Here is a 21,561-nt window from a genome sequence, read left to right on the forward strand (position 1 = left end):
TTTAGCAAATTAATTTAAAAATCCAAGCAAGATTATAATGTCTTGCTGGGATTTTTCTCACATTTGCTATTCTTCTTCATCCAAAAAGTCCGCTTTCAATAAACTATTGGCCATCTTCTGTGTACCGATTACCCATAGCAGATCCCCTTCTTCGATGACCATATCAATATCCGGGTTGACAATGGGCAGCATGCCCCGTTCAATCCCCAGAATATATCCTTTATACTTGGGCCGGAACCCAGAATTTTTAATGGATTTTTTAATTAATATGGAGTCTTTTTCCACTTGAATCGGACAGCAGATAATCTGCTTTTCCGGTTCGATTTCGTAGAATATCTGTCCGTATATATATTCCCGCAGCGTAACCATCGGCTCCTGAGGTTCTTGGATATGATCGGCCTTTTCCAACATGAGAATACAGGATTCTATTTCATTTTTGGTACCGATGGCATGAATGATATCGCCTTCAATAACGCGGAATTTTCCGTTGGGCATGTTGAAGTGCTTTCCATCGCGGATAATTTTGATAATCGTTACATGGAAAAAACGACTCTGGCAGAATTCGAGGATTGTATTTTGTTTAATGGTTTGGGTGACCTTAAATTCAACCACATAAAAGGATTCATCCAGCCAATGATATTCTCCCTTGATTCCCCGCTCTTTTTTCTGCCTTACCAAGGTTGTCTCATAAAAATTCTCGACAAACCGCATTTCCATCTTTAACGTTTTACCTTTAATGTAATCTGATTTGATGATAAAGACGATAACGGCAAAAGAAAGAACCGCCAGCAGAATATATGGCAGGCGCAAAAGCACCCTCAAGGTCATGACAATAAATCCACAAGAAATGATGATCCGTACACCCGTGAATGCCAGCAGCGGCATCCGATTGGCCTGATTCTTCAGCCACAGCTTCGTATATAGAACGCTTTTTTTTGAGCACATGATACTGATGAGCGGGATCATGAATATGCAAGTGACCACAGCTGTAAGAATATTTGCCGCCAAACCCTGGATATATTGCTGCACAAATCCTTGAAGAAAACGAGTTCCTCCAATGTAAACCACAAAGATACCAGCTGTACAGATGCTGGACCGTATAAAAAACTTAATAATATAGCGCTGCCAATCCCAGTCTTTGTCAGCAGTGCTTTGCTGTTCCGACGTATGGCGGTTGAGAAACTTGTAGAGCTTGGGAGACAAGTGATGTTTTGCGAAATCATAAACTTTTTCCGAATGTTTGATAAAAATCGGTGTCGTGAAGGTGGTAATCACGGAAACGCAGACCACAATCGGATAGAGGAAGTCACTGGTTACGCCCAGATTCATGCCCAGCGTAGCCACGATAAAAGAAAATTCTCCGATCTGGACCATGCTGAATCCCCCTCGAATAGCGGTATGAAGCGATTGACCGGAAAAGAGAATTCCCAGGGTGGCAAAGGTCATCTGTCCCAGAATGGTGACGACGGTAATGATTAAAATAGGGCCCAGATACTCAATCAAAAGCTGTGGTTCAATCATCATTCCCACGGACACGAAAAAGACCGCACCGAAGAGATCTTTGATCGGTTTGACCAGCTTTTCGATCCTTTTTGCTTGAAGGGTTCCCGCCAGGATGGAGCCGGCCAGAAAGGCGCCCAGCGCTGAAGAAAAGCCGATCAAATTGGCGATCACCACCATGCCTAGACATAAAGCGATGGAGATGATTAACAGCAGCTCGTCGCTGATATGGTCGGATACTTTTTTGAGAAAGGTCGGGATCAAATAAATTCCCAGCACCAGCCAGATCATCAGGCACAGGATAAGCATTCCGATATCTTTGAACAGCCCCAGCCCGGAGGTGCTCTGCCCTACGGCCACCGTGGAAAGAATAATCATCATAAAAATGCCCCCGATATCCTCCAGAACCAAAGTTCCCAATACCAGTTGGGCAAATTTTTCCTTTTTTAGTTTGTATTCCTCATAAGCTTTTAAAATGATCATGGTTGAGGACATGGAGAGCATACCTCCAAGAAATACACTGTCCATTTTGGCCCAGCCTAAAAGCTGTCCGGCCGTATAGCCGATTAAAATCATTGCCATCATTACGGTCATGGCCGTGACAAATGCGCTGCCCCCGACTGTGGCGATCTTTTTAAAACTGAATTCCAGCCCCAAACCGAACATTAGGAACACGATGCCGATATTGGCCCAGACATGTATGTCCTCCACATCCACCACTGTAGGTAAATATCGAAAGTTGGGGCTGATCAAAAATCCGGCGATAATATAAGCTAAAACCACCGGCTGTTTGAGTTTTTTAAAAATCAAAGTCATGATTCCGGCAACCACCAAAATCAGGGCCAGGTCGCTTATCAAATAATCCAGTTGCTCCATTTATCGTCCTACCTTTCAAACGTCACATAAAATGTACTCCCCTCCCCTACTTCGCTTTCCACGTTCAATTCCGCACCAAATAACGCCGCGATATGTTTGACAATAGACAATCCCAGGCCGGTTCCTCCGGCCTTTGTGGATCTGGATTTATCGACCCGATAAAAACGTTCGAACAAGCGCTCCAAATGTTCTTTGGCGATTCCGATTCCTTCGTCTTTGACCGCCACCTGGACCTTTTCTTCCGTGAGCCGCACGATGACCCAAACCCGTCCGCCCGGTTCGGAATATTTGATTGCGTTCTCGATCAAGTTTACCATCATTTGACGAAAACGATCCGGGCTCCCATAGATCCACGCATCTTCGTCATATTCTGTGATCAGCCGAACCTCTTTATCCTCGGCGATGGGCTCCAGCGCTTCCACCGTCCTTTCCAGAACCGTTTTCACGCAGAATTCTTTTGCATCGGCCGACTCTTTCTTATTTTCAATATCCGACAGAACCAGCAGGTCCTCGATTAAACGTTTTAATCTGGCCGTTTCAATGGCAATAATATCGATAAATTTTGTTCTTATCTCCGGATCCTCCGCCGCACCCTGCTGCAGAGTATCGATAAATCCAAAAATAGATGTAAGGGGAGTTTTCAATTCGTGGCTGACATTGGCCACGAACTCTTTTCGAATAATTTCAGCTTTTTTGCTTTCTTCAGCCGCCTTTTTCAATTCTTCCTGGGCCTTTGCCGCAGGCTTTATCATGGTTATATATATGTGAAACCCGATCACAATCATTCCAGCCAAATAAATGCCGACAAAGATCATCAGCCCGGTTTCTACCGGGCCGCCGTCAGAAACAACTGCCAGCCTGGGCAGAATATAGAGCTTATACACCAGAAATAACGCCAGCAGATTAAAACCGACAATTTCTACAGCAGCTGCTAAAAATTTGTTTTTCATTTTATTTTATATCCTTTGCCTCTGATGGTTTCAATATGTTTTTCTTCGTCTCCGCCCTGCCCAAGTTTTTTTCTCAGATAGCGGATATGCACATCGACTGTCCTGGTCTCCCCGGCATATTCAATTCCCCATACTTTATCCAAAAGCTGGTCTCTTGTCAGTACATGCCCTCTGTTTTCGGCCAGATAGCAAAGCAGTTCGAATTCTTTCAGCGTCAGATCCACAAGCCGATCGCCGACCTTAACCTGATGCCGCTCAATATTGATCTCAAGCTCATCGATTCTCAGGATATGTTCACCAGGCGGCAAATCCTCGTGGGTATGATCATAACGTCTGAGCACAGCTTTGATTCTAGCCATCAGCTCCCGAATACCAAAGGGTTTTGATATGTAATCATCCGCTCCAAATTCCAGACCCAGCACTTTATCGATCTCTTCTGTCTTGGCTGTCAGCATGATAATTGGGGTTTCATTCCCTTCCTCGCGAAGCTCTTTACAGATATCATAGCCGTTTTTTCCCGGCAGCATGATGTCCAGAAGAATCAAATCCGGTTTTTCCTTATGAACCATGGTCACGCCCATATAACCGTCCTCTGCTTCAATGCCTTCGTATCCGTTTGCTTTTAGGTTATAGAGCACCAGCTCCCGAATATTGGGCTCATCTTCAATGATCAGGATTTTTTTCATGTTTTACCACCTTGTTCTATTTTACCATACTTTAGCCGCAGCTTCAATTTGCAGCTTCATCCATAGCCTTAAAATCTACATTATCCAAAACGGCATTGGCAATATTATCACAGCAGTCGCCGATTCGTTCAATGTTATGAATTACATCTGTATAAATTACTGTAAATTCCGGAGAGCAGGTCTTTTCATTGAGCCGTTTCATATGCTGTTTACGCAAAAGCACCTCAATATGATTCAACTCTTTTTCCTGTTCTTTCACATCGTCGGCCAAACCGTGATCACCCGTTTCCAGGGCCTGAATACTGTCCCGCATCATTCGCCCCGCATGATCAAAGCATTCATAAATTTCCGCACAGGCCGAGTCGGAAAATTCGTATTTGTTCTTAGTCTTTTCTCTGGCAAAGACTGCGATGTTTTCACAATAATCGCCTACATGTTCAATATCGGCTGCTACATGCATCAGCCCCGATACCTGGCTGGCTTGTTTTTCTGTCAGCGTTTCCGCAGAGGATATGGAGGCCAGATAGCTGACCGTTTTCTTCTGCAGCTCGTTAACCGCATCTTCCATATCTAAAACTTCTTTTACTGCCGTCAGATCATTGCCCAGGAACGCTTTTTTGGAGGAAACAATCATACCGGCCGCAAATCCCGCCAGTCTGGAAAGCTCTTTTTTCGCCAAATGGATGGCCGCAAAAGGTCTTTCCAGCACATTATAATCCAAGTAAATCGGCTCTGAAGGCAGCCGGTCGGAGTCTTTTCCCGGAACCAGCTTGGTCACCACTTTGACCAGTATGCCGATCAGAGGCAGGAAGAGAATGGTATTGAAAATATTAAAACACATGTGCGCATTGGCAATCTGCCGTGCGATCACTGCTACCTCCGGACCGCTGGGCGAAATAATCTGTATGAACTTTGCATACCAAGGGATAAACCAGATAAAAATAAAGGTACCTGTCATATTAAAAATCACATGGGCCGCCGCTGTACGCTTGGCGTTTACGGAAGCGCCGATTGACGCTAGAAGGGCCGTGATCGTCGTACCGATGTTGTCACCAAAGAGAATGGGCAAAGCTCCCTGCAAGCCGATAATGCTGCTGATTCCATCCGGCCCTGCTGTTGAAGCCAGATTCTGAAGTACTGCGATGGTGGCTGAACTGCTCTGTACTACAACCGTCATAATCGTTCCCAGCAGAACACCTAGAACCGGAATGTCCTGCACCTGCATCATCAGATCCACGAAAAACTGCGAGCCTGCCAAAGGCTTCATTGTTTCCCCCATGATATTAATACCTACGAAGAGAAGTCCGAAGGCAAAAAGAGTCTGACCTATGCTGATCACTTTTTCTTGCTTTAAAAAGAAATAAAGTACAAAACCAATAGCCACGAACAGCCACGCATAGTCGCCGATCTTAAAAGCAATCAACTGTGCAGTAATGGTTGTACCAATATTGGCTCCTAAAATAATGCTGATCGCCTGAGGCAGCTTCATTAGGCCCGCACTGACGAATCCAAGAACCATAACCGTAGTAGCACTGCTGCTCTGCAGAACCGCTGTACAAAGGGCACCGGCAAGAACGCCCAACACGGGATTTCTGGTAAGAAGGGCTAAAATTTTCTGCATCTTCTCGCCTGCCGCTTTCTGCAGACCATCGCTCATCAAGTTCATACCATAAATGAACATGGCGAGGCCGCCAAGCAGGGTAATGATCATCTGGAATACTTCTGCATTCATCATTTTTCTCCTTTTATAAACATAATTAGATAAGTTTATTATAAAGGTTAAGGTTATGTAAAAAAGCAGAAGTATGTTAAGCGATTGTTAAATCTATGTTAAGTAATCGAATGTTAAACGAGAGCATTGTTTAAAATTGCGTCTGTCAATTTTTTGATTCCGCTGCCGTATGGGCTATCCAGGCTGATTTTACAGATACCTTCTCGAAGGGTAAAGCTCGCAGGATCAAACGGCAGGACTGCCGCCGTTGTCAGAAGCTCCTCATCATGAGATTTGTTTTCAGGTTCAGCGTCAGCCTCTTCTATGGAGGAAGGCGCCGCCCGATTCAGAATTTTAGCCATACGGTCTATGATTAGCTCACCTTTTAAAAAAGTCAAGTATTCCAGCATCCGCTCTTCTTTATAACAGCTTTGCGGCCGCAGGGAAACCAGGCAAATGTGGTTCGCCAGCTCATAGGTGCAGAGGGCACTTTTTCCCAGATCACATCCGACATCAATGATTAAAAAATCATACCGGCCCGTATCCATGATTGCACCGATGAAGGATTGCATTTCTTCTCCATTCAGCCCTTTAAGCAGATTGCGTCCGGGCGCAGGCAAAAAACTGTCTACCCCATAATCATCAAATACTAGAAAACTTTCAATAAAAGGCATTCGCTGCCCGGCATCATCATTGAACAGATAATAGAGGTATTCGCTGATGCTTTTTCCCTCTGGAAAAGGCTGCATAAATTCCAATGTTGATTCCAATTCTTCAAGACTCAGATACAAGACTCGCTTTCCGTGAAACCGTTTCAGTTCCTGGGCCAATGCCATGGCTGCACTGGTGCATCCGGCCCCGCCCTCCGCTGCTCCGAAGGCAATTACCTTTACACTGTGGTTTTTAATGGGCACTGCCTTGCGTCCTGTTAGAAAACTGTAAATAAACAGCAGCTCCCCCGCAAGTTGGCGGACATTGGTGTATTTGTAAAGGGAAAAGGCTTTTTTCTCATAATCTCGGTCGGCCAGAGAAGGCTTTTCCGCCAGGCCGATAAATTTTCCGCCGATCCCTTCTTCCGAATCCATCAGAACCAAGTCAAAGCTTTCCAGTTGATTATGTAAGGGATCACTTTGATATAAAGTGATCGTAAAGGTTTTGTATGCGTCCACCAGCGCTAGACTCAGCGCTCTCCCGTAATCCCGGTCCTTGGTTACGATTGCCAGTTTAATATTTTCCATGATCGATATTCCTCTTATTTCTATTTGTAAATATTTTCCTTATTGTTTATCATACCGAAAATGTAAATAATTGTCAATCATTTTTTTCAATTTCACTTCTCAATTTTTTAAGAGCCTGGCTCAGACCGCCCACTTCATCGATAATTCCGATCTCCACAGCCTCGTGTCCGAAAAGGATGGTTCCCACGTCATTGGGCATGTTGTCCGTACGGTTCATCAGCTTGGTAATGGTATCCCGGTCAGCCTTGGAATGGTTTTCGATGAAATTAATCACTCGGTCCTGAGTTTTGCGCAGATAATCAAAGGTCGTTTCTGCTGTAATAACCAAACCGTTGGTGCGGATCGGATGCAGAGTCATGGTTGCTGTTTGTGCAATGAACGAGTAATCTGTCGATGTTGCCAAAGGAATGCCAATACTATGGCCTCCGCCCAGTACCAACGACACCGTCGGCTTGGAGAGGGTTGAAATCATTTCAGACAGAGCCAGCCCCGCCTCAACATCTCCTCCTACGGTATTTAGAATGATTAACAGCCCTTTTAATTTTGGATTCTCTTCCACTGCCACCAGCTGCGGAATCAGATGCTCATACTTGGTGGTCTTGTTTTCTGCCGGCAGCACCATGTGTCCTTCTACGCTGCCAATGATATTGATATATTGAATATCGCTTTCAAAATCTGTCCCAGTTGCTAAAAGGCCCAATTCTTTTATGATGTCTTTGCTTTTATCTTCTTCTGATGGCAGGCTCTTTTCATTATCTTTATTCATAATTCGCTCCTTTATCTAATAGATTTATAACATGTAGTATTTACGCTTTAGGAGGTCATTATGCGGCTTAGCGAGATCGGAAGTAAAGAAATCGTAGATTTATCAAAAGGAAGCAGCCACGGGCAGTTATGGGATACGGAAATGCTCTTTGAGCGAAAGACAGGCGTCATAAAAGCAGTTCTAATTCCCAGTTATCAAAGCAAGGGACCGTTCAAGGCCTCTTCTGAACAATGGATCCAGCTGCCTTGGAACAGTATTGTCAAGATCGGTGAAGACATGATTATCTTCAAATCAGAAGAAGACGACTGAAAGCTGTCAGTCAGTCGTCTTTTGTTTGAAATTTATATTGATAACCGCGATTTCACTATCGGTACCCACCCGCATGGCAGGTCCCCAAATTCCCACGCCCGAAGTAACGATGGAATGCATATTATCCTTTTTCAAATATCCGCAGGCATTTTCCCATAGCAGGCGGATTGTCAGATTACCGGGGAAAATCTGTCCGTCATGGGTATGCCCGGACAAGTCCACATCCACTCCTGCGTCTGCGACTTCCTGCAGATCCTTTGGCTGATGATCAATCAAAAGCACCGGCTTTGTCCGATCCACCCCTTCCATCAGGTCTTTGATCGATTTGCGCGATCCGTTTTCTGTTCCAGGCTTTGAATAATCCCTCCGGCCGATGACATAAAAGGCCTGGTCCACGAGCTGGGTTTGATCCTGTAATAATTTGATATTTGCCTTCTCCAGAAAATCATTCATTTCAGTCTCATTTTTTTGAACATCGCCAAAAGGCACGGTGAACCCGCCAACTAAATTTTCAACCACATCATGATTGCCGTAACAGGCATATACACCGTATTTGCTTTTTATGGAGCGGTAAATTCCGATCAGCTTGTCCGGGTTTTGCAAAGCGCTGTAATCGTTGTCAAAGATATCTCCTGCAATGCAGACAAGGTCGGGATTCTGATCATTGATTCGCCGCACCATCTTTGTCATCTGCTCCTCGCCGATGCTGTATCCCATATGCATATCCGCAATCAGAACCACTTTCAGCTCATTTCCTGCCGCGCAGGCTTTATTGACGGTAATATCATAGGTGCTGGTCTTTATGTTTCCCACATGAACCATTCCATATGTACTAAATCCGATAATCAATACGGCAACAACCGCTCCCCGGATTACTACAAACCGTCGTCTGAGCGGATCGCCCTTTTTAATCCTCCTGGCCAGCCGCCCTGCCACTGTCACCAGAAGGGAAAGGACCATGAAGAACATCGCATAAATGAAAATCCCGATCCAGATGTTACTGATATATTTAATCGCGAACTTGATGGCCGCATTGCTGAACAGCGCGTAGGCGGCTGGCGAAACTGCCAGCAGGATATGAACCGCCGTAAACAGAATGGTAAACCATTTGGCGTGAAATATGCCGTGCAGATTGTGAAGCCAGTTGACAGACCGCTTCCAAATAAACAGGTTCAAGCCTAGATATACGAGAATCAAGCAGATAAAAAACAGCATATTAGAGTTCCGTATTCCTTTCGTCACATTCTTATCTATAAATTCCAGGCAGTCGCATTAATTTTTTTGTGCCGGCTCAAATAAGCGGCTTTGTATATCACAAAGCTGGCGTTTTTCAAGGGTAAGCTCTGCCATTTTATTCACCGGCCTTTAGTATTTCATCAAAAAATCGCCCTTCACGACGATACGTTCGGCAGATTTCTTCTGCCATCTCAATACCTTTCAAACGGTTTGTCTCGCTTTCCCGTTTCAGTTCATTTCGATCAGCTTCAGACAGCTCCTGTTCGTCGAGAATGGTTATGTTTTTGCAAGCTTTCTCCGTAAGAGCCAGATACTGTTTACCAAGTTGTAGCGCAGAAAGGCTATTGACCAGTGCAAGGTCAGTAATTTCTCCATTGAAAAACCGGTCAAGAGTTAAATTATAACATATGCCCACCAAAAATACAATTCTATGCATTGCCCAAGAGTTTCCTGTAAGTTGATTTTTTCAACTAAAATCAACTATAAATCGATTGTAGCTTTGCTGCCAGCCGGTATAATAAAGGTAGAGGTGATGAAAATGAAAGAAATCAATATTGGAAAAATGATTATAACCAAACGTAAAGAAAAAGGCATCACGCAGGATGAACTGGCGGCCTACATGGGCGTCTCCAAAGCATCCGTCTCCAAATGGGAAACGGGACAGAGCTATCCGGATATCACATTCCTGCCCCAGCTGGCGGCCTATTTTAATATTTCCATAGATGATCTGATGGGCTATACGCCCCAAATGACCAAAGAGGAAATCAAAAATCAATACCACCGACTGGCCGATCAGTTCTCTTCCCGCCCTTTCGACGAAACCTATTCGGCATGCAGCCAGATTGTCCGCAAGTATTACTGCTGTTTCCCTCTGCTGCTGCAAATGGCGGTGCTCTATATCAATCATTCCATGCTGGCGCCTCAGGGCAAACAAAAAGAGGTTCTGGAAGAGGCTCTGGCTTTGTGCAGCAGGGTCAAAGAAGAAAGCGGCGATGTCTTTTTATCCAAGGATGCGGCAATGGTGGAAGCGGCCGCTCATATGATGATGGGCCAGCCTCAGGAAGTCCTTCATCTCTTCGGGGAAACGCTGCGCCCCATTCCCCAGGAAACCGAGTGCATGGCGCAGGCTTACCTGATGATGGGAAAAACAGACCAAGGGCGGGAAGCACTCCAGGCAGCCATCTATCAGCATTTGATCGCATTGGAAGGTAATATGGCCCAGCTCCTTACCCTGCCCGATCAGAGCCCTGAGCGGCTGGATGAAATCCTAAGTCGCCTCCTTGGCGTAGCCGAGCTCTTTGAACTGGAAAGGCTTCATCCCAATGTGATGGCCCAATCCGCCCTCACTGCGGCCCATACATTCTGCGGCTTGGAAAATCGGGAAAAAGCCCTTCAGATGCTGGAGCTTTATGTAAAAGTTTGTGAGCATTTCGCACCTTTTACGCTGCACGGGGATGCCTTTTTCGATTCCATCGATCCCTGGCTTGCTGATTTTGATCTGGGTAACCAGGCTCCCCGCAGCGAAGAGGTAATAAAAAAGAGCTTGATCCAGAACATTGAACAAAACCCGGCGCTGTCCATCCTGACAGATACTCCGGAGTTTCAAACCATTGTCACAAAACTGAAAGCAATCTTAGGAGGTAACTGATATGAACGATTATACAGAATACATGCCCTTTCTCATTCCCCTAGCTATTTTAGAAATTATTTTGGCCGTGGTAGCCCTGGTTCATGTTCTCAGGCATCCCCATTATCGGTTCGGAAACCGCCCTCTCTGGATCCTGATCGTGGTGCTGGTGCAAATCATCGGGCCGGTCGTCTATTTTGCCTTTGGAAGAGGTGATGAATAATGGATACCCTGTGCATCGACGGGCTGACAAAGAAGTTCGGGGCGCAGACGGTCCTCGACCGAATTTCTCTTTCTGTGCCTGAGCATTCTATTTTCGGATTTTTAGGTCAGAACGGAGCCGGAAAAACGACTACCATGAAATTGATTCTAGGTTTATTAAAAGCCGATGAGGGGCAGATTACAATCCTGGGCGAGACGGCCTGCTACGGCCAGACGCCAACCAACCGGCTGGTGGGATACCTGCCCGATGTGCCGGAGTTTTACGGATACATGCGGCCAGCGGAGTATCTGAAGCTATGCGGAAAGATAGCCGGGCTTCCGAAAGAGGAAATTCGCCTTCGTACAGAAGAACTTTTGCATTTGGTAGGTTTGGAGGATACTAAGAAAAAAATCCACGGCTTCTCCAGGGGAATGAAACAGCGGCTGGGAGTTGCTCAGGCACTGCTTGGAAAGCCAAAACTGTTGATCTGTGATGAACCTACATCTGCTCTGGATCCAGTCGGCAGACGGGAACTATTGGATATTCTCAGTCAAGTCAGAGGGCAGACAACCGTCCTCTTTTCGACCCATATTCTATCCGATGCGGAACAAATATGCGACCGCATCGCTATCCTCCATCATGGACGGCTGGCACTCTGCGGAGAGCTAAATGAGCTCAAAGCAAAAAAGGCTCAAAATGCACTTTTCGTCAGCTTTTCATCGGCTTCCCAGGTCTCTGAACTGACCTCGTCCCCATATTTGCTGCCCTACTTGGAACAGATGGAAGTTCAGAGCACTTCTGTGACCATCCGCTGTACCAGGATTAAGGAGCTAAAGCAGGCTGTCTTATCCGCTCTTTATGGAAAGAGCTTATTTCCTGTCAAAATGGAGATCCAGGAACCGACTTTAGAAAGCATTTTTATGGAGGTGGTACAATGAATGGATTGATTGCCTTTACTGGCAAAGAGCTTTGCGAATCCTTTCGGACTTACAAATTGATTATTCTGGGGATCGTCTTTCTTCTCCTGGGAATCATGAATCCCCTTTCCGCTAAATTAATGCCGGAGCTGATGGGTTCTTTCCTCCCTGAGGGTATGTCCATGTCCCTGGCCGAGCCTGCGGCTATCGACTCCTGGATGCAGTTTTTTAAAAACGTGCCGCAGGTTGGGCTGATCGTCATGGTAATCCTGTTCAGCACCATGCTTTCAGGTGAGCTGAACCGCGGAACTCTGGTAAACATGCTGACCAAAGGGCTCTCCAGAAGCAGTGTGATTCTGGCAAAGTTCATCTCCGCTGCCGTAACTTTTTCAGCGGCCTATCTGCTATGCTTCGGGGTTTCCTTTGGCTACACTGTCTATTATTGGAGCGATCCTGTCAGCCGCCTGCCGCTGTCCATTGCCGCCCTTTGGGCCTTTGGAATTTTGTTGATCGCCTCGCTCCTTTTGGGCGGTGTCTTGTTTCGGTCCGGCTATGGAGCCTTGCTCTTCACCGGCGGTTTTACTGTCTTGCTGTTTCTCCTCAATCTGATCTATGATCTAAAACGATTTAATCCGATCCGGCTGGCATCGGACAACGTATCGCTGCTCAATGGTCAGATGACCGGATCGGATTTTACCGCTGCCTTTATCATCTGCGGGCTGCTGGCTGCAGGGTTTCTTTTGGCGGCAATCGCCATCTTTAACCGCAAGCAGATTTAGATGGAAAGATTGCACCTTCAGGCAGCCTATTGACTTAAATCGGGAAACTTTTATTGAAAGTTTTCATCTTTTACGCAAAGTTGTGGGTTTACGGGACCTGATTTAGAAAAAAAGGAAGCCTGGACGCTGCAAAGCCGATCTGAGGGGCCGCAACCGTTGAAAATTGCGTAAATTTCACATGATTTTCTAAATTTTTTCTTTCTTAAAAGAACACCGCTCCGCCGTTGGGGCTTACAAACTGGCCGCAGAAGAAGTTTCCTTCATCCGATACCAGGAGCACCGCGGCGGCGCTGATTTCTTCCACTTTTCCCAGCCTTTGCAGCGGAATATCCTTTTCTTTTTCCACCCATTCCGGTTCCATGTCCGCCAGAATCATATCCGTTTCAATGGGGCCTGGGGCTATGATGTTCACTAGAATCTCGGGAGCCAGCTCCAGCGCCAGACACATGGTAAAGGAATTGATCGCGCCCTTGGCGGCGGCGTAATGACCGTACCCGGCCCTGCCTTTCTTGGAAAGCTCGGAAGAAATGTTGATCATCTTGCCCACCGGCTTTTCCGGACCTGTTTCAATCAGGGGGATAAAATGCTTGCAGCTGAGGAACACGCCCCGCAGATCGGTGTTGATTACCCGGTCCCATTCGCTGGTCTCCATTTCTGTGACCGGCACTTCCAAACCGATGGTCCCTGCGTTGTTGACTAAAATATTGATCCCACCAAATGCCTCTTTCACCGATTGAGCCATTCTCTTTACATCCTCTTCCTTGCCTGCATCCGCCTGAACAGCCAGCGCCTTTACACCGTATGCCTCGATCTCCTTTACGGTTTTTTGCGCCGCCTTTTCATTGCTGCGGAAGGAAAAGGCAATGTCCGCACCTTCCGCGGCCAAGGCCAGAGCGATCCCTCTGCCGATTCCCCTGCTGCCGCCGGTGATAACGGCGACTCTGTTTTCCAATTTTCTCATTTTACTTACCTCGATTCTATAAATAATACGGCGTGCAGCGATATTCTCCGCCGCTGACCGTCACATGCCGCCCGCTGAAAGCCCGGCCCCCAGCCTCAGTTGCCATAAAAGCGGCCATGCTCGCGATTTCATCGGGACGGGCGATTCGCTGCATAGCGATATCCTTTGCATACATCGCTCTGACTTCATCCAGAGAAATTCCCAGATCGTCAGCATCCACATTGAGCTGAGGCGTATCGATCACCCCTGGTACAATGGTACAGACTCGGATGTTATCCTTTTCATATGCCCTGGCCAGATATTGGCCCATGGTCAGTATGCCCGATTTGGAAGAGCCGTAGCCTGTGGCGTTGTTCCAGCCCACGGTTCCGAAAAAGGAACTGATGAGAACGATCGTGCCGCCGCCCCTTTGCCGCATCTTAGGGATTGCTTTGCGGATACAGGCCATATGTCCGGTCAAATTGATCTTAATCTGCTGCCACCAACTGCTTTCTTCGCTCTCTAAAAATGGCGACATGCTCATACCGGCCGCGTTGCAGACCAATACATCCAGCTTTCCGTAATGCCGGCATGCTTCCTCGATGACCTTCTCCGCAGCCGCCGGCTCCTGCAAATCGCCCATGGCGGTTTTGGCTCCCGTCTGTTCTGCAACCCGCCTTACCTTATCATTGAGCCTTCGTCCATTGATGATTACCTTTGCCTTTTCCCGGGCAAACTCCCGCGCCATCGCTTCACCGATGCCCTGTGTTCCGCCGGTGATAAAAACGACGTTTCCTTCCAATTCCTTATACCTCATCGCTTGTCACCTCCTGTTTCTTTGCGCCTCCGATGGAAATTACTTGCGCTGCCGTATATGTATCCTGGTCCGCAAGGTAAAATACCGTTTCCGTAAGGGCTGCCAAATCGATGGGAACATTGGGTGCCAAGGCGTTGACCAGCACATTGTCTTCCGCCACTTCCGCGCCAAAGCATTTGGCAAATCCGTGGAGCATGCCGGCGGCCGAAGCCTCCATGATACACTCCCGTTCTTCCCAGCGATAGTCGGGCGCCAGCAAAATGATTTTTCCTGATTTCCGTTTGACCATATAGGGCGCCTCTGCTCTGCATAGATTGGCTGCTCCGCCGAAGATGGTCTTCATAACCCGCTGCCACCCTTTCATATCGGTCTCTTCAAATCCGGTTTCCAGGGTAACTCCCGCGCTATGAAATACCGCATCCAAAGGCTGCTCCCCTTCGATGAGCCGGATCACTTCCAATACCGCTTTTGAGTCCCGCATATCGCATGGATAGCTGCGGTCCGCACTTGGGCAATCCCCAGTAAGATCAAGGCCGATGACGTTCCAGCCCCGCTGCCGGAATAACCGGGCCGCCGCTCCTCCGACTTTACCGTCGCATCCTGAAATCAGGATTGATTTATTGGTTTTCATCTTTTTCCTCCTTTCGGTCTCTCGGTCTGATATAGGCAAAATAGTAGATCAGCGCCAGTGCCAGCAAACCTCCCACAATGGCCAGATCCTTTGCCGTCTGCGAAGTGATCGCCACCACCAGAAACAGAATGACGATGATGGATGGTATGGGAAACAGCGGCATCTTGAATGGACGAGTCGATTCTTTGTCCCTCAGCCTGCTGTTGATGGATCCGATTGCGATCAAAAGATAAACCGTCGCTGCCGCCATCCCGCCGAATGTGATCAAGGTTACGATATCGGAAGCAAAGACCAGAATGCAGTCAACTGCTGCGATAAGGATGGTAGCTGCCCACGGCACCTTTCCTTTTCCGGAAACCTTCATCAGCGCGCTGTTCATTTTTCCCGGCCAGATGCGGTCCCGTGCTCCCGTGTAGAGCACCCTTGCCATATAGTTGATGATGACCACCAGGCAGCCAAAGGACGAAATGATGATTCCTGCATTGATGATGGTTGCGCCGATGGCTCCCATATAGGATTCCGCCGTGTAAAGAAGGGGGGATTCATTGCTCAGGAAAGCAAATAGATCGGGTGCCGCGACCATTCCCATAATCAGTACGACGACAATGATCACTGCTGTTGTAGCCGCTGAAATAAAGACCGCCTTTCCCACATTCCTGCAGGAACCCTTGGTTTCCTCTGAAAAGCCCAGGGATGCCGGATAACCGTCGATGGCTGCGCAGAGAATTCCGATTCCCATCAAAACCGCTGCGAAGGTCACAGGAACCGTTCCCGTACCGCTCTCATTGAGCATTTCCGCGTTAAACAGCACGTCTCCCAGAGATCGCTGCGGGTTGGCGAAGCAAACATACAGGAAAACAAAGATGACAGCCATTTGCAGAGCCAGAAAGATTTTCGCCACTCGATTGCTGGTCACTATGCTGTTGAGTCCGATGAGTAAAGCGATGATCAGCGTTATGGCGGAAATGGCGCTGCAGGCCAACGCTCCTTGGGGAAGCTGGGGAAAGAGAATCTGCAGGTACTGGGCCACGCCCATGGCGATGGACGGCGGATAAATAAACGCCTGAATCATAAAGGTAAACACTGCGATAAAGACCAGGGGTTTGGGGAGCACATAGCTGACAATCGAATATAGGCCGCCTGATACCGGATACATGGACCCCAGCTCACCCAATATGAGTCCGATTAAAATGACATTGATTCCCTGCAGGATCGCAGCCGGACCAGTGGCAATGCCCACTGTGGCAAAGGCGGCCAATGCGTAAACGAAAGCGGCCATGACCGGCGATACATTGGAAAGAGCCATCACCACATTTCCGAACACCGACAGCTTCCGGTCCAGCTCCTGGGGATACCCCAGCTGTTCCAGCCTCCGCTGTGCTCCATCTTCTTTGGAATCCACAAAGGGAAGGTTACTTTTTTTCATGAGAGTGCCTCCTTACGTACGTTCTCTGAGAATGTTTGCGTAGTTCTCTGCAATGTCGCGGGCCATCAGCTTTCCTTTGTCGGCGGAAGCGGTTCTGGCCGTTGCCAAAAGTCCGGTGGCCGGTACTTGACACCTTTCTGCCGGGTAAATGCTGTACCCCAGCTCTTTTGCGGGAGCATCCTCTGTAAACCGGTCCATGTGAACCAGGTCGGGCCGAAAATACAGGGTCAAAGAAGTTTCTGCGATGGCTGCGTGCTCCAGCGCCCATCCTGGAAATTCAACTTCATCAAAGACCTGATCCATCACTGGCTGGGAAATCTGATCCCACCAGCTGCTTTCGATAAAGGTTACATCTTTGTATGTTCTGGACAACAGATCTACGGCTTCTAGGATAAAGGCTTCGTTTTCAAAGTGTCCGTTCAAAATGAATATTTTTTTGATCCCGTCGCGGATCAGTTCCTCACAAACATCGGAAACAAGGGATGTCAGAGTTTCTCCGTTGAGATCCAAAGTTCCCGGAAACAGCGGGCCGCCCCCGGATAAAGGCGCTGATTTATATCCGTAGCAAATGGGAGGCGCTACGATTCCATCCACTTTCTCCGCCACCATCTCGGCCAAACCGGTGGAAATAATGGCGTCTACCGACAGCGGCAGCATGGGTCCGTGCTGCTCTGTGGAACCCACCGGTAAGATTACGATAGCCTCCTCTTTTTTCTTTTGGAAATCCTGCCAGGTCATTTCCTGCATAAATACGCTCATTTTCTTACATCTCCTTTCTACTTGCCCGACTTTTTCAAAGCAATGAGGCTGATAAATTCAAAGACCAGATTGGCGGCCAGGAAGGCTGTGATCTGGGTCGGATCGTAGGCCGGCAGAACTTCCACCAGGTCATAGCCGACAAAATTCAGTCCTTTCAGTTTGCGGACCATATCCAGGGATTCTGCGCTGGTGAACCCTCCCACCTCAATGGTACCCGTTCCCGGCGCATAAGCCGGATCCACAAAATCAATATCAAAGGTCAGGAAGGCCTTATGATCGCCCACTCTTTCGATAATTCGGCGGATTACTTCCGCAAGCCCCAGCTCACGCATCTCAAAGCTGGTAATCACCTCAAAGCCCAGGTCCGCGGAACCGTTGAGATCGTCTTCCGAATAGAAGGTCCCTCGCATACCGATCTGAATGGAATGGGTTACATCGATCAGCCCTTCCTCCAAAGCCCGTTTGAATACGGTTCCGTGGTTGTATTTCTTTCCGAAATATGAATCGATGGTGTCAAAGTGGGAATCGAAATGAACCAAAGCCACCGGTCCATGGACGCTTGCGATGGCCCGCAGTTCACCCAGGGTAATAGAGTGGTCCCCTCCCAGGCAGATGGGTATGACGCCGGCTTTGACAATCGGCATCAGGCCCCGGACCATTTGCTGGTACGTGTCTTCAATGAACCCTGGAATCACCGAAACATCTCCGTAATCTACGCCGGAAAGTTCATCTACCACATTGATCCGCTGAGGCACGTTATAAGGCTTGATCAGTGAGGAGATATCTCGGATGGCGGCGGGGCCGAATCTGGCTCCCGGCCGATAGGTGGTTCCTGTGTCAAAGGGTACGCCGATGACTGCGTAGTCGATGTCCTCCGTTGTCTTAACATTGGGAAGACGCATAAAGGTTTTGATTTCCGCAAACCGCGGTGTCTCCAAAGAATTTAATGGAACATACTTTTTCATAATAGCCTCCTTTAAGTCAGTTGTTGTGTTGCCATATTAAAACAGCAAGTATTATGCCAATTGATTGAATAGATTGAAAATTTCGCATTCAGTTGCAATCAGCTGTTTTCCCGCCGCCTTTTCTTTTTTGTTTATAAAAAAGGAACACAAAAACGTGCAGTTTTGCATCGTTTTTGTGTTCCTGTGTTGTTTTTCCATTAATTTCAATGGATTTATCCGTTTTCGGAAAAATGCAAAAATGCACGCAAATCGTGCATTTTTGCCCTATTTTAGTAAATTTTCATATTTGTCCAGTTTTCTTCGGATGGTGGTCGCATCAATTCCCAACCTGTCAGCGGCCTTGGGAATCGACCCTTCCCTTTCAATGGCCAGCTTTAACAGATGGTGGTCGTATTTTGCCAGAGCGGTTTTGTAATCCTCCGTTCCCATATCGTCGAAGGGAAATGCTCCTGTCTTTCCCCGCAAAAGATGTACGGGAAGGTACTTCACGTCGATTACATCTTCCTGGGTACTGACCAAAATTCGTTCAATCAAGTTTTCCAGCTCGCGGATATTTCCCGGCCATTCATATTCCAGCAGCAAATCTTTCACCTCTTCGGTAAGCTGCTTGCAAAATCCGTAATGTTTGTTGAGCTTTTCCGTAAGCCGTAATGTCAGCGGCAATATATCCTCTCGCCTTTCGCGAAGGGCCGGAATGCGGATCGGCACCACGTTGAGGCGATAATACAGATCTTCCCGGAATTCTTTTTCCCGTACTTTCTGCGTCAGTTCCACGTTGGTTGCGGCAATAATCCGCAGCTCCAGTTTCTTTACCAGCTTTCCTCCCACGGGAACAATTTCCCGGTGCTGAATGGCCCGCATGAGTTTGGGCTGCATGGACAGCGGCATTTCGCCAATCTCATCCAAAAACACCGTACCTCCGTTGGCCAGTTCCAGCAGCCCGGCTTTTCCTGTTTTTTCCGCTCCTGTGAAGGCTCCCTTTTCGTAGCCGAACAGCTCTGATTCAAACAGGGATTCTGGGATGCTGCTGCAATCGATTTTGATAAAAGGGCCCTGGGCGCAATTGCTGTTATTGTGAATGAACTCGGCCAAAAGGCCCTTGCCTACGCCCGATTCCCCTGTAATGAGCACCGTCGAATCGACTTTAGCCACATTTAAGGCTAGGCGGATAATCTTCTGCATGGCCGGGCTTTTGGCGATGAAATCCGGCTGCTTGCCATGCTGCTGTTTCAGTAACTCCAACTCGATCTGATACTGTTTTGCCAGCTCTTCCTTTACTGATAATTCTCGTTTTAGTTCATTGAGATCGGTAATATCCCGTGAATTGACCACGATTTTATCGATCGATCCGTCTTCCTTGAACGTGGGAGTACCTGTGGACAAAAGCTGGTTTCCGTTTTTAGCAGTCTGTATGATGGTGGTCGGTTCCTTTGTTTCCAAAACTTTTAGTGTCACGGATTCCGAGTAAACTCCGTTTGCTACAAGCTCCTTAATGGTTTTGGTCATCGCCTCTTCCCGCGATATGCCCTCAATTCTGGTACATGCATTATTTATATATAAGGTGTTTCCCTGGTTATCTAAAATATGAATCCCATCGTAAGACGATTCAAAGGCGGTTTTTAAAATTTCCACCTCTTTGTCCATATCCAGTCCTTTCACGGCCTACCTCCCAGTCTATCGCAGTTTTTCTGCACATCGCTGAAGCGTCTTTGCCTTGTGTTTTGAGGTCTTTTTCATTGCCCTCTCAATCCGGCAGCATTTTTAAATAGGTATCCAAACGTTCATTTACATATCCTGCAAACAGCTTTTCCATTGCAGACAGATCACCTTTCACATGATACGCATCAAAGGCATTGTAGTAAGCAATTCGGTCGGTAAACTTGATGTCAATAGGCGGATACCCAGCCTTCATCAGTTCAAGGTTAACCAGCAGCCGTCCAGTTCTTCCATTCCCATCAATAAAGGGATGAATTCCCTCAAATTCAATGTGAAAACGCGCCAACTTGGGTATGATATGTTCTTCACTTGCGGCGTATCGTTCAATCAGCTGCTCCATGCTCGGTATAATCAAATAAGGCTGAACAGGTTCATGTTTTGCGCCCATAATACGCACCGGTACCCTGCGATATACACCGCGGTCCTCTCTTTTGTCCGCAAGCACAAAATAATGAATTTGCTTGATTATGTCTTCAGTAAGAGGTGTATTTTTTCTTACTAATTCACTAACAAATTCAAAGGCTTCTTTATGACCAACTGCTTCCATATGGTCTTTCAGCGGCTTTTGACCAATTGTCAGCCCCCTGAGTACCATATCCGTCTCTCTCAAGGTCAAGGTATTCCCTTCAATGGCGTTGGAATTATAAGTATACTCCACTACAAATTCTTCATTCAGTCTCGCGGCTTCTCCTGCTGTTAATGGTCTTCTTGCATCCAGTTCAGCTTTCTTCCTGTCTATCATGTCAAGCAGAGTTTTCCTTGACCTATATCTTCCATCTGCCGGTTTAACGGCATCCACGGGAATTTTCCAGCTGCGGCCATCCTGATATGCACCGGCTATTTTCCCCTGTGAGCATAAAGTTCGGATTCTTCTGTCAGAAATTCCCCATTTATTCGCCGTCTCTTTTACCGTCATAAACATAAAAACCACTCCAATCTGTAAGATAATATTATACCCCCTTATCGGAATAATATCAACTTTATCGGAATAACATCTTGCAATATGAACGTTTATGACTTAAGCGTGAGTTCCCTCTTTATACTTTTTAAGGAGAACGATCATATCAATAATATCCGCTACAAAACAGAATTGAAAAACCATATAAAGCACCATCTGTTTTTTTGAAACAAGCCCCTTTTTCCTCAAGGCTCTGACAAATAAAATCCCATAAGCGGAAGTCCCCGCCGCTATAAGGTAGGTGATGCCAATGGCGCAAACTACCCATATCCACACCCAGGGTATAAAAATCGCGAACCCTCGTGACGCTGCGAAAATAACCAGGGCTACCGCCATGCAAAGCAGAAAGTTCAAAACAAAGAATGGAATCAAACTCAGCTTGAGGCGCCTCATGCCGCGCCGCAGGCCTGTGTAATCTTCTGCAGCGTACTGCTTACATGCCCTGGCTATATTGGAAATTATCAAAACTGTAATGGATGCCAGCTCTGCAATAAGCAACGAAAAATATATGTAAACGGCTATCAGCAGCATCCTAACTCGCTTCACTGTAGA

General features: G+C 47.1%; 22 protein-coding genes. 5 read left to right on the forward strand and 17 right to left on the reverse strand.

From position 1 onward, the window contains the following. Positions 1 to 66 precede the first annotated feature (66 nt). From NIA71_RS04460 to NIA71_RS04485, 6 genes are all read right to left on the reverse strand, one after another. Complete coding sequence (locus tag NIA71_RS04460; RefSeq protein ID WP_227755291.1) at positions 67 to 2,376, reverse strand: cation:proton antiporter; 2,310 nt, start codon at positions 2,374 to 2,376, stop codon at positions 67 to 69. Between the two features lie 8 nt (positions 2,377 to 2,384). Then, positions 2,385 to 3,326 (reverse strand): sensor histidine kinase, encoded by a 942-nt coding sequence (locus tag NIA71_RS04465; RefSeq protein WP_148395730.1) that lies wholly within the window; start codon positions 3,324 to 3,326, stop codon positions 2,385 to 2,387. Then, the gene (locus tag NIA71_RS04470; RefSeq protein ID WP_148395731.1) at positions 3,323 to 4,012 is read right to left on the reverse strand and encodes a response regulator transcription factor; all 690 of its coding nucleotides are present in this window, start codon (positions 4,010 to 4,012) and stop codon (positions 3,323 to 3,325) included. Before NIA71_RS04470 ends, NIA71_RS04465 begins: the two co-directional genes overlap by 4 nt. Positions 4,013 to 4,055: 43 nt before the next feature. Continuing rightward, positions 4,056 to 5,747, reverse strand: a complete 1,692-nt coding sequence (locus tag NIA71_RS04475) for a Na/Pi cotransporter family protein (RefSeq protein WP_336246066.1) — start codon at positions 5,745 to 5,747, stop codon at positions 4,056 to 4,058. A 110-nt stretch (positions 5,748 to 5,857) separates the two neighbouring features. Next, positions 5,858 to 6,961, reverse strand: a complete 1,104-nt coding sequence (locus NIA71_RS04480) for a hypothetical protein (RefSeq protein ID WP_253019778.1) — start codon at positions 6,959 to 6,961, stop codon at positions 5,858 to 5,860. 73 nt (positions 6,962 to 7,034) lie between these two features. Further along, a complete protein-coding gene (locus tag NIA71_RS04485; RefSeq protein WP_148395733.1) occupies positions 7,035 to 7,727 on the reverse strand; it encodes a ClpP family protease in 693 nt (230 codons plus the stop codon). A 60-nt stretch (positions 7,728 to 7,787) separates the two neighbouring features. On the opposite strand from NIA71_RS04485, the gene NIA71_RS04490 reads away from it, so the two are divergent. Next, complete coding sequence (locus NIA71_RS04490) at positions 7,788 to 8,036, forward strand: YlmC/YmxH family sporulation protein (protein WP_148395734.1); 249 nt, start codon at positions 7,788 to 7,790, stop codon at positions 8,034 to 8,036. Between the two features lie 6 nt (positions 8,037 to 8,042). Here the strand turns inward: NIA71_RS04490 and NIA71_RS04495 are convergent, their stop codons facing one another. Together NIA71_RS04495 and NIA71_RS04500 are read right to left on the reverse strand one after the other, a co-directional pair. After that, entirely contained in the window at positions 8,043 to 9,251 is a 1,209-nt protein-coding gene (locus NIA71_RS04495; protein ID WP_253019779.1) for a metallophosphoesterase, read from the reverse strand. A gap of 136 nt (positions 9,252 to 9,387) precedes the next feature. Beyond that, positions 9,388 to 9,708, reverse strand: coding sequence for a DUF3990 domain-containing protein (locus NIA71_RS04500; RefSeq protein WP_253019780.1), 321 nt, complete (start codon positions 9,706 to 9,708; stop codon positions 9,388 to 9,390). A gap of 102 nt (positions 9,709 to 9,810) precedes the next feature. Here NIA71_RS04500 and NIA71_RS04505 point away from each other — a divergent pair, with 102 nt between their 5' ends. The 4 genes from NIA71_RS04505 to NIA71_RS04520 are packed head-to-tail and all read left to right on the forward strand — an operon-like array spanning position 9,811 to position 12,797. Next, positions 9,811 to 10,920, forward strand: a complete 1,110-nt coding sequence (locus NIA71_RS04505; protein WP_253019781.1) for a helix-turn-helix domain-containing protein — start codon at positions 9,811 to 9,813, stop codon at positions 10,918 to 10,920. Position 10,921: 1 nt separating this feature from the next. Next, a complete protein-coding gene (locus NIA71_RS04510) occupies positions 10,922 to 11,122 on the forward strand; it encodes a PLDc N-terminal domain-containing protein (RefSeq protein ID WP_148395737.1) in 201 nt (66 codons plus the stop codon). Further along, positions 11,122 to 12,039 carry an ABC transporter ATP-binding protein gene (locus NIA71_RS04515; protein ID WP_148395738.1) on the forward strand — a complete coding sequence of 306 codons (918 nt, stop codon included), beginning with the start codon at positions 11,122 to 11,124 and terminating at the stop codon, positions 12,037 to 12,039. The genes NIA71_RS04510 and NIA71_RS04515 overlap by 1 nt, the downstream gene beginning before the upstream one ends. Continuing rightward, positions 12,036 to 12,797: an ABC transporter permease gene (locus NIA71_RS04520; protein WP_253019782.1), complete on the forward strand. Its 762-nt coding sequence runs from the start codon at positions 12,036 to 12,038 to the stop codon at positions 12,795 to 12,797. Before NIA71_RS04515 ends, NIA71_RS04520 begins: the two co-directional genes overlap by 4 nt. Positions 12,798 to 12,999: 202 nt before the next feature. On the opposite strand, the gene NIA71_RS04525 is transcribed toward NIA71_RS04520, so the two are convergent. The 9 genes from NIA71_RS04525 to NIA71_RS04565 all read right to left on the reverse strand — a co-directional run bounded on the left by NIA71_RS04525 (position 13,000) and on the right by NIA71_RS04565 (position 21,555). Beyond that, positions 13,000 to 13,758: an SDR family NAD(P)-dependent oxidoreductase gene (locus NIA71_RS04525; protein ID WP_148395740.1), complete on the reverse strand. Its 759-nt coding sequence runs from the start codon at positions 13,756 to 13,758 to the stop codon at positions 13,000 to 13,002. Between the two features lie 16 nt (positions 13,759 to 13,774). Beyond that, positions 13,775 to 14,554, reverse strand: coding sequence for an SDR family NAD(P)-dependent oxidoreductase (locus NIA71_RS04530; protein ID WP_253019783.1), 780 nt, complete (start codon positions 14,552 to 14,554; stop codon positions 13,775 to 13,777). Then, the gene (locus tag NIA71_RS04535; RefSeq protein WP_253019784.1) at positions 14,544 to 15,185 is read right to left on the reverse strand and encodes an SDR family NAD(P)-dependent oxidoreductase; all 642 of its coding nucleotides are present in this window, start codon (positions 15,183 to 15,185) and stop codon (positions 14,544 to 14,546) included. The genes NIA71_RS04530 and NIA71_RS04535 overlap by 11 nt, the downstream gene beginning before the upstream one ends. After that, on the reverse strand, positions 15,172 to 16,611 hold the full coding sequence (locus NIA71_RS04540) for an APC family permease (RefSeq protein ID WP_148395743.1): 1,440 nt from the start codon (positions 16,609 to 16,611) through the stop codon (positions 15,172 to 15,174). The genes NIA71_RS04535 and NIA71_RS04540 overlap by 14 nt, the downstream gene beginning before the upstream one ends. Positions 16,612 to 16,623: 12 nt before the next feature. Beyond that, the gene (locus tag NIA71_RS04545) at positions 16,624 to 17,370 is read right to left on the reverse strand and encodes a creatininase (RefSeq protein ID WP_253019785.1); all 747 of its coding nucleotides are present in this window, start codon (positions 17,368 to 17,370) and stop codon (positions 16,624 to 16,626) included. A 17-nt stretch (positions 17,371 to 17,387) separates the two neighbouring features. Continuing rightward, positions 17,388 to 18,335 (reverse strand): agmatinase, encoded by a 948-nt coding sequence (gene speB / locus NIA71_RS04550; protein ID WP_148395744.1) that lies wholly within the window; start codon positions 18,333 to 18,335, stop codon positions 17,388 to 17,390. A 264-nt stretch (positions 18,336 to 18,599) separates the two neighbouring features. Continuing rightward, positions 18,600 to 19,994 (reverse strand): sigma-54 interaction domain-containing protein, encoded by a 1,395-nt coding sequence (locus NIA71_RS04555; RefSeq protein WP_253019786.1) that lies wholly within the window; start codon positions 19,992 to 19,994, stop codon positions 18,600 to 18,602. Positions 19,995 to 20,079: 85 nt separating this feature from the next. Next, positions 20,080 to 20,973 carry a Fic family protein gene (locus NIA71_RS04560; protein ID WP_253019787.1) on the reverse strand — a complete coding sequence of 298 codons (894 nt, stop codon included), beginning with the start codon at positions 20,971 to 20,973 and terminating at the stop codon, positions 20,080 to 20,082. A gap of 96 nt (positions 20,974 to 21,069) precedes the next feature. Then, positions 21,070 to 21,555 (reverse strand): DUF6652 family protein, encoded by a 486-nt coding sequence (locus tag NIA71_RS04565; protein ID WP_253019788.1) that lies wholly within the window; start codon positions 21,553 to 21,555, stop codon positions 21,070 to 21,072. Between the last annotated feature and the right edge of the window lie 6 nt (positions 21,556 to 21,561).

It is taken from the genome of Ihubacter massiliensis (assembly GCF_024125305.1).
In the GTDB taxonomy this organism is placed as follows: domain Bacteria; phylum Bacillota; class Clostridia; order Peptostreptococcales; family Anaerovoracaceae; genus Hominibacterium; species Hominibacterium faecale.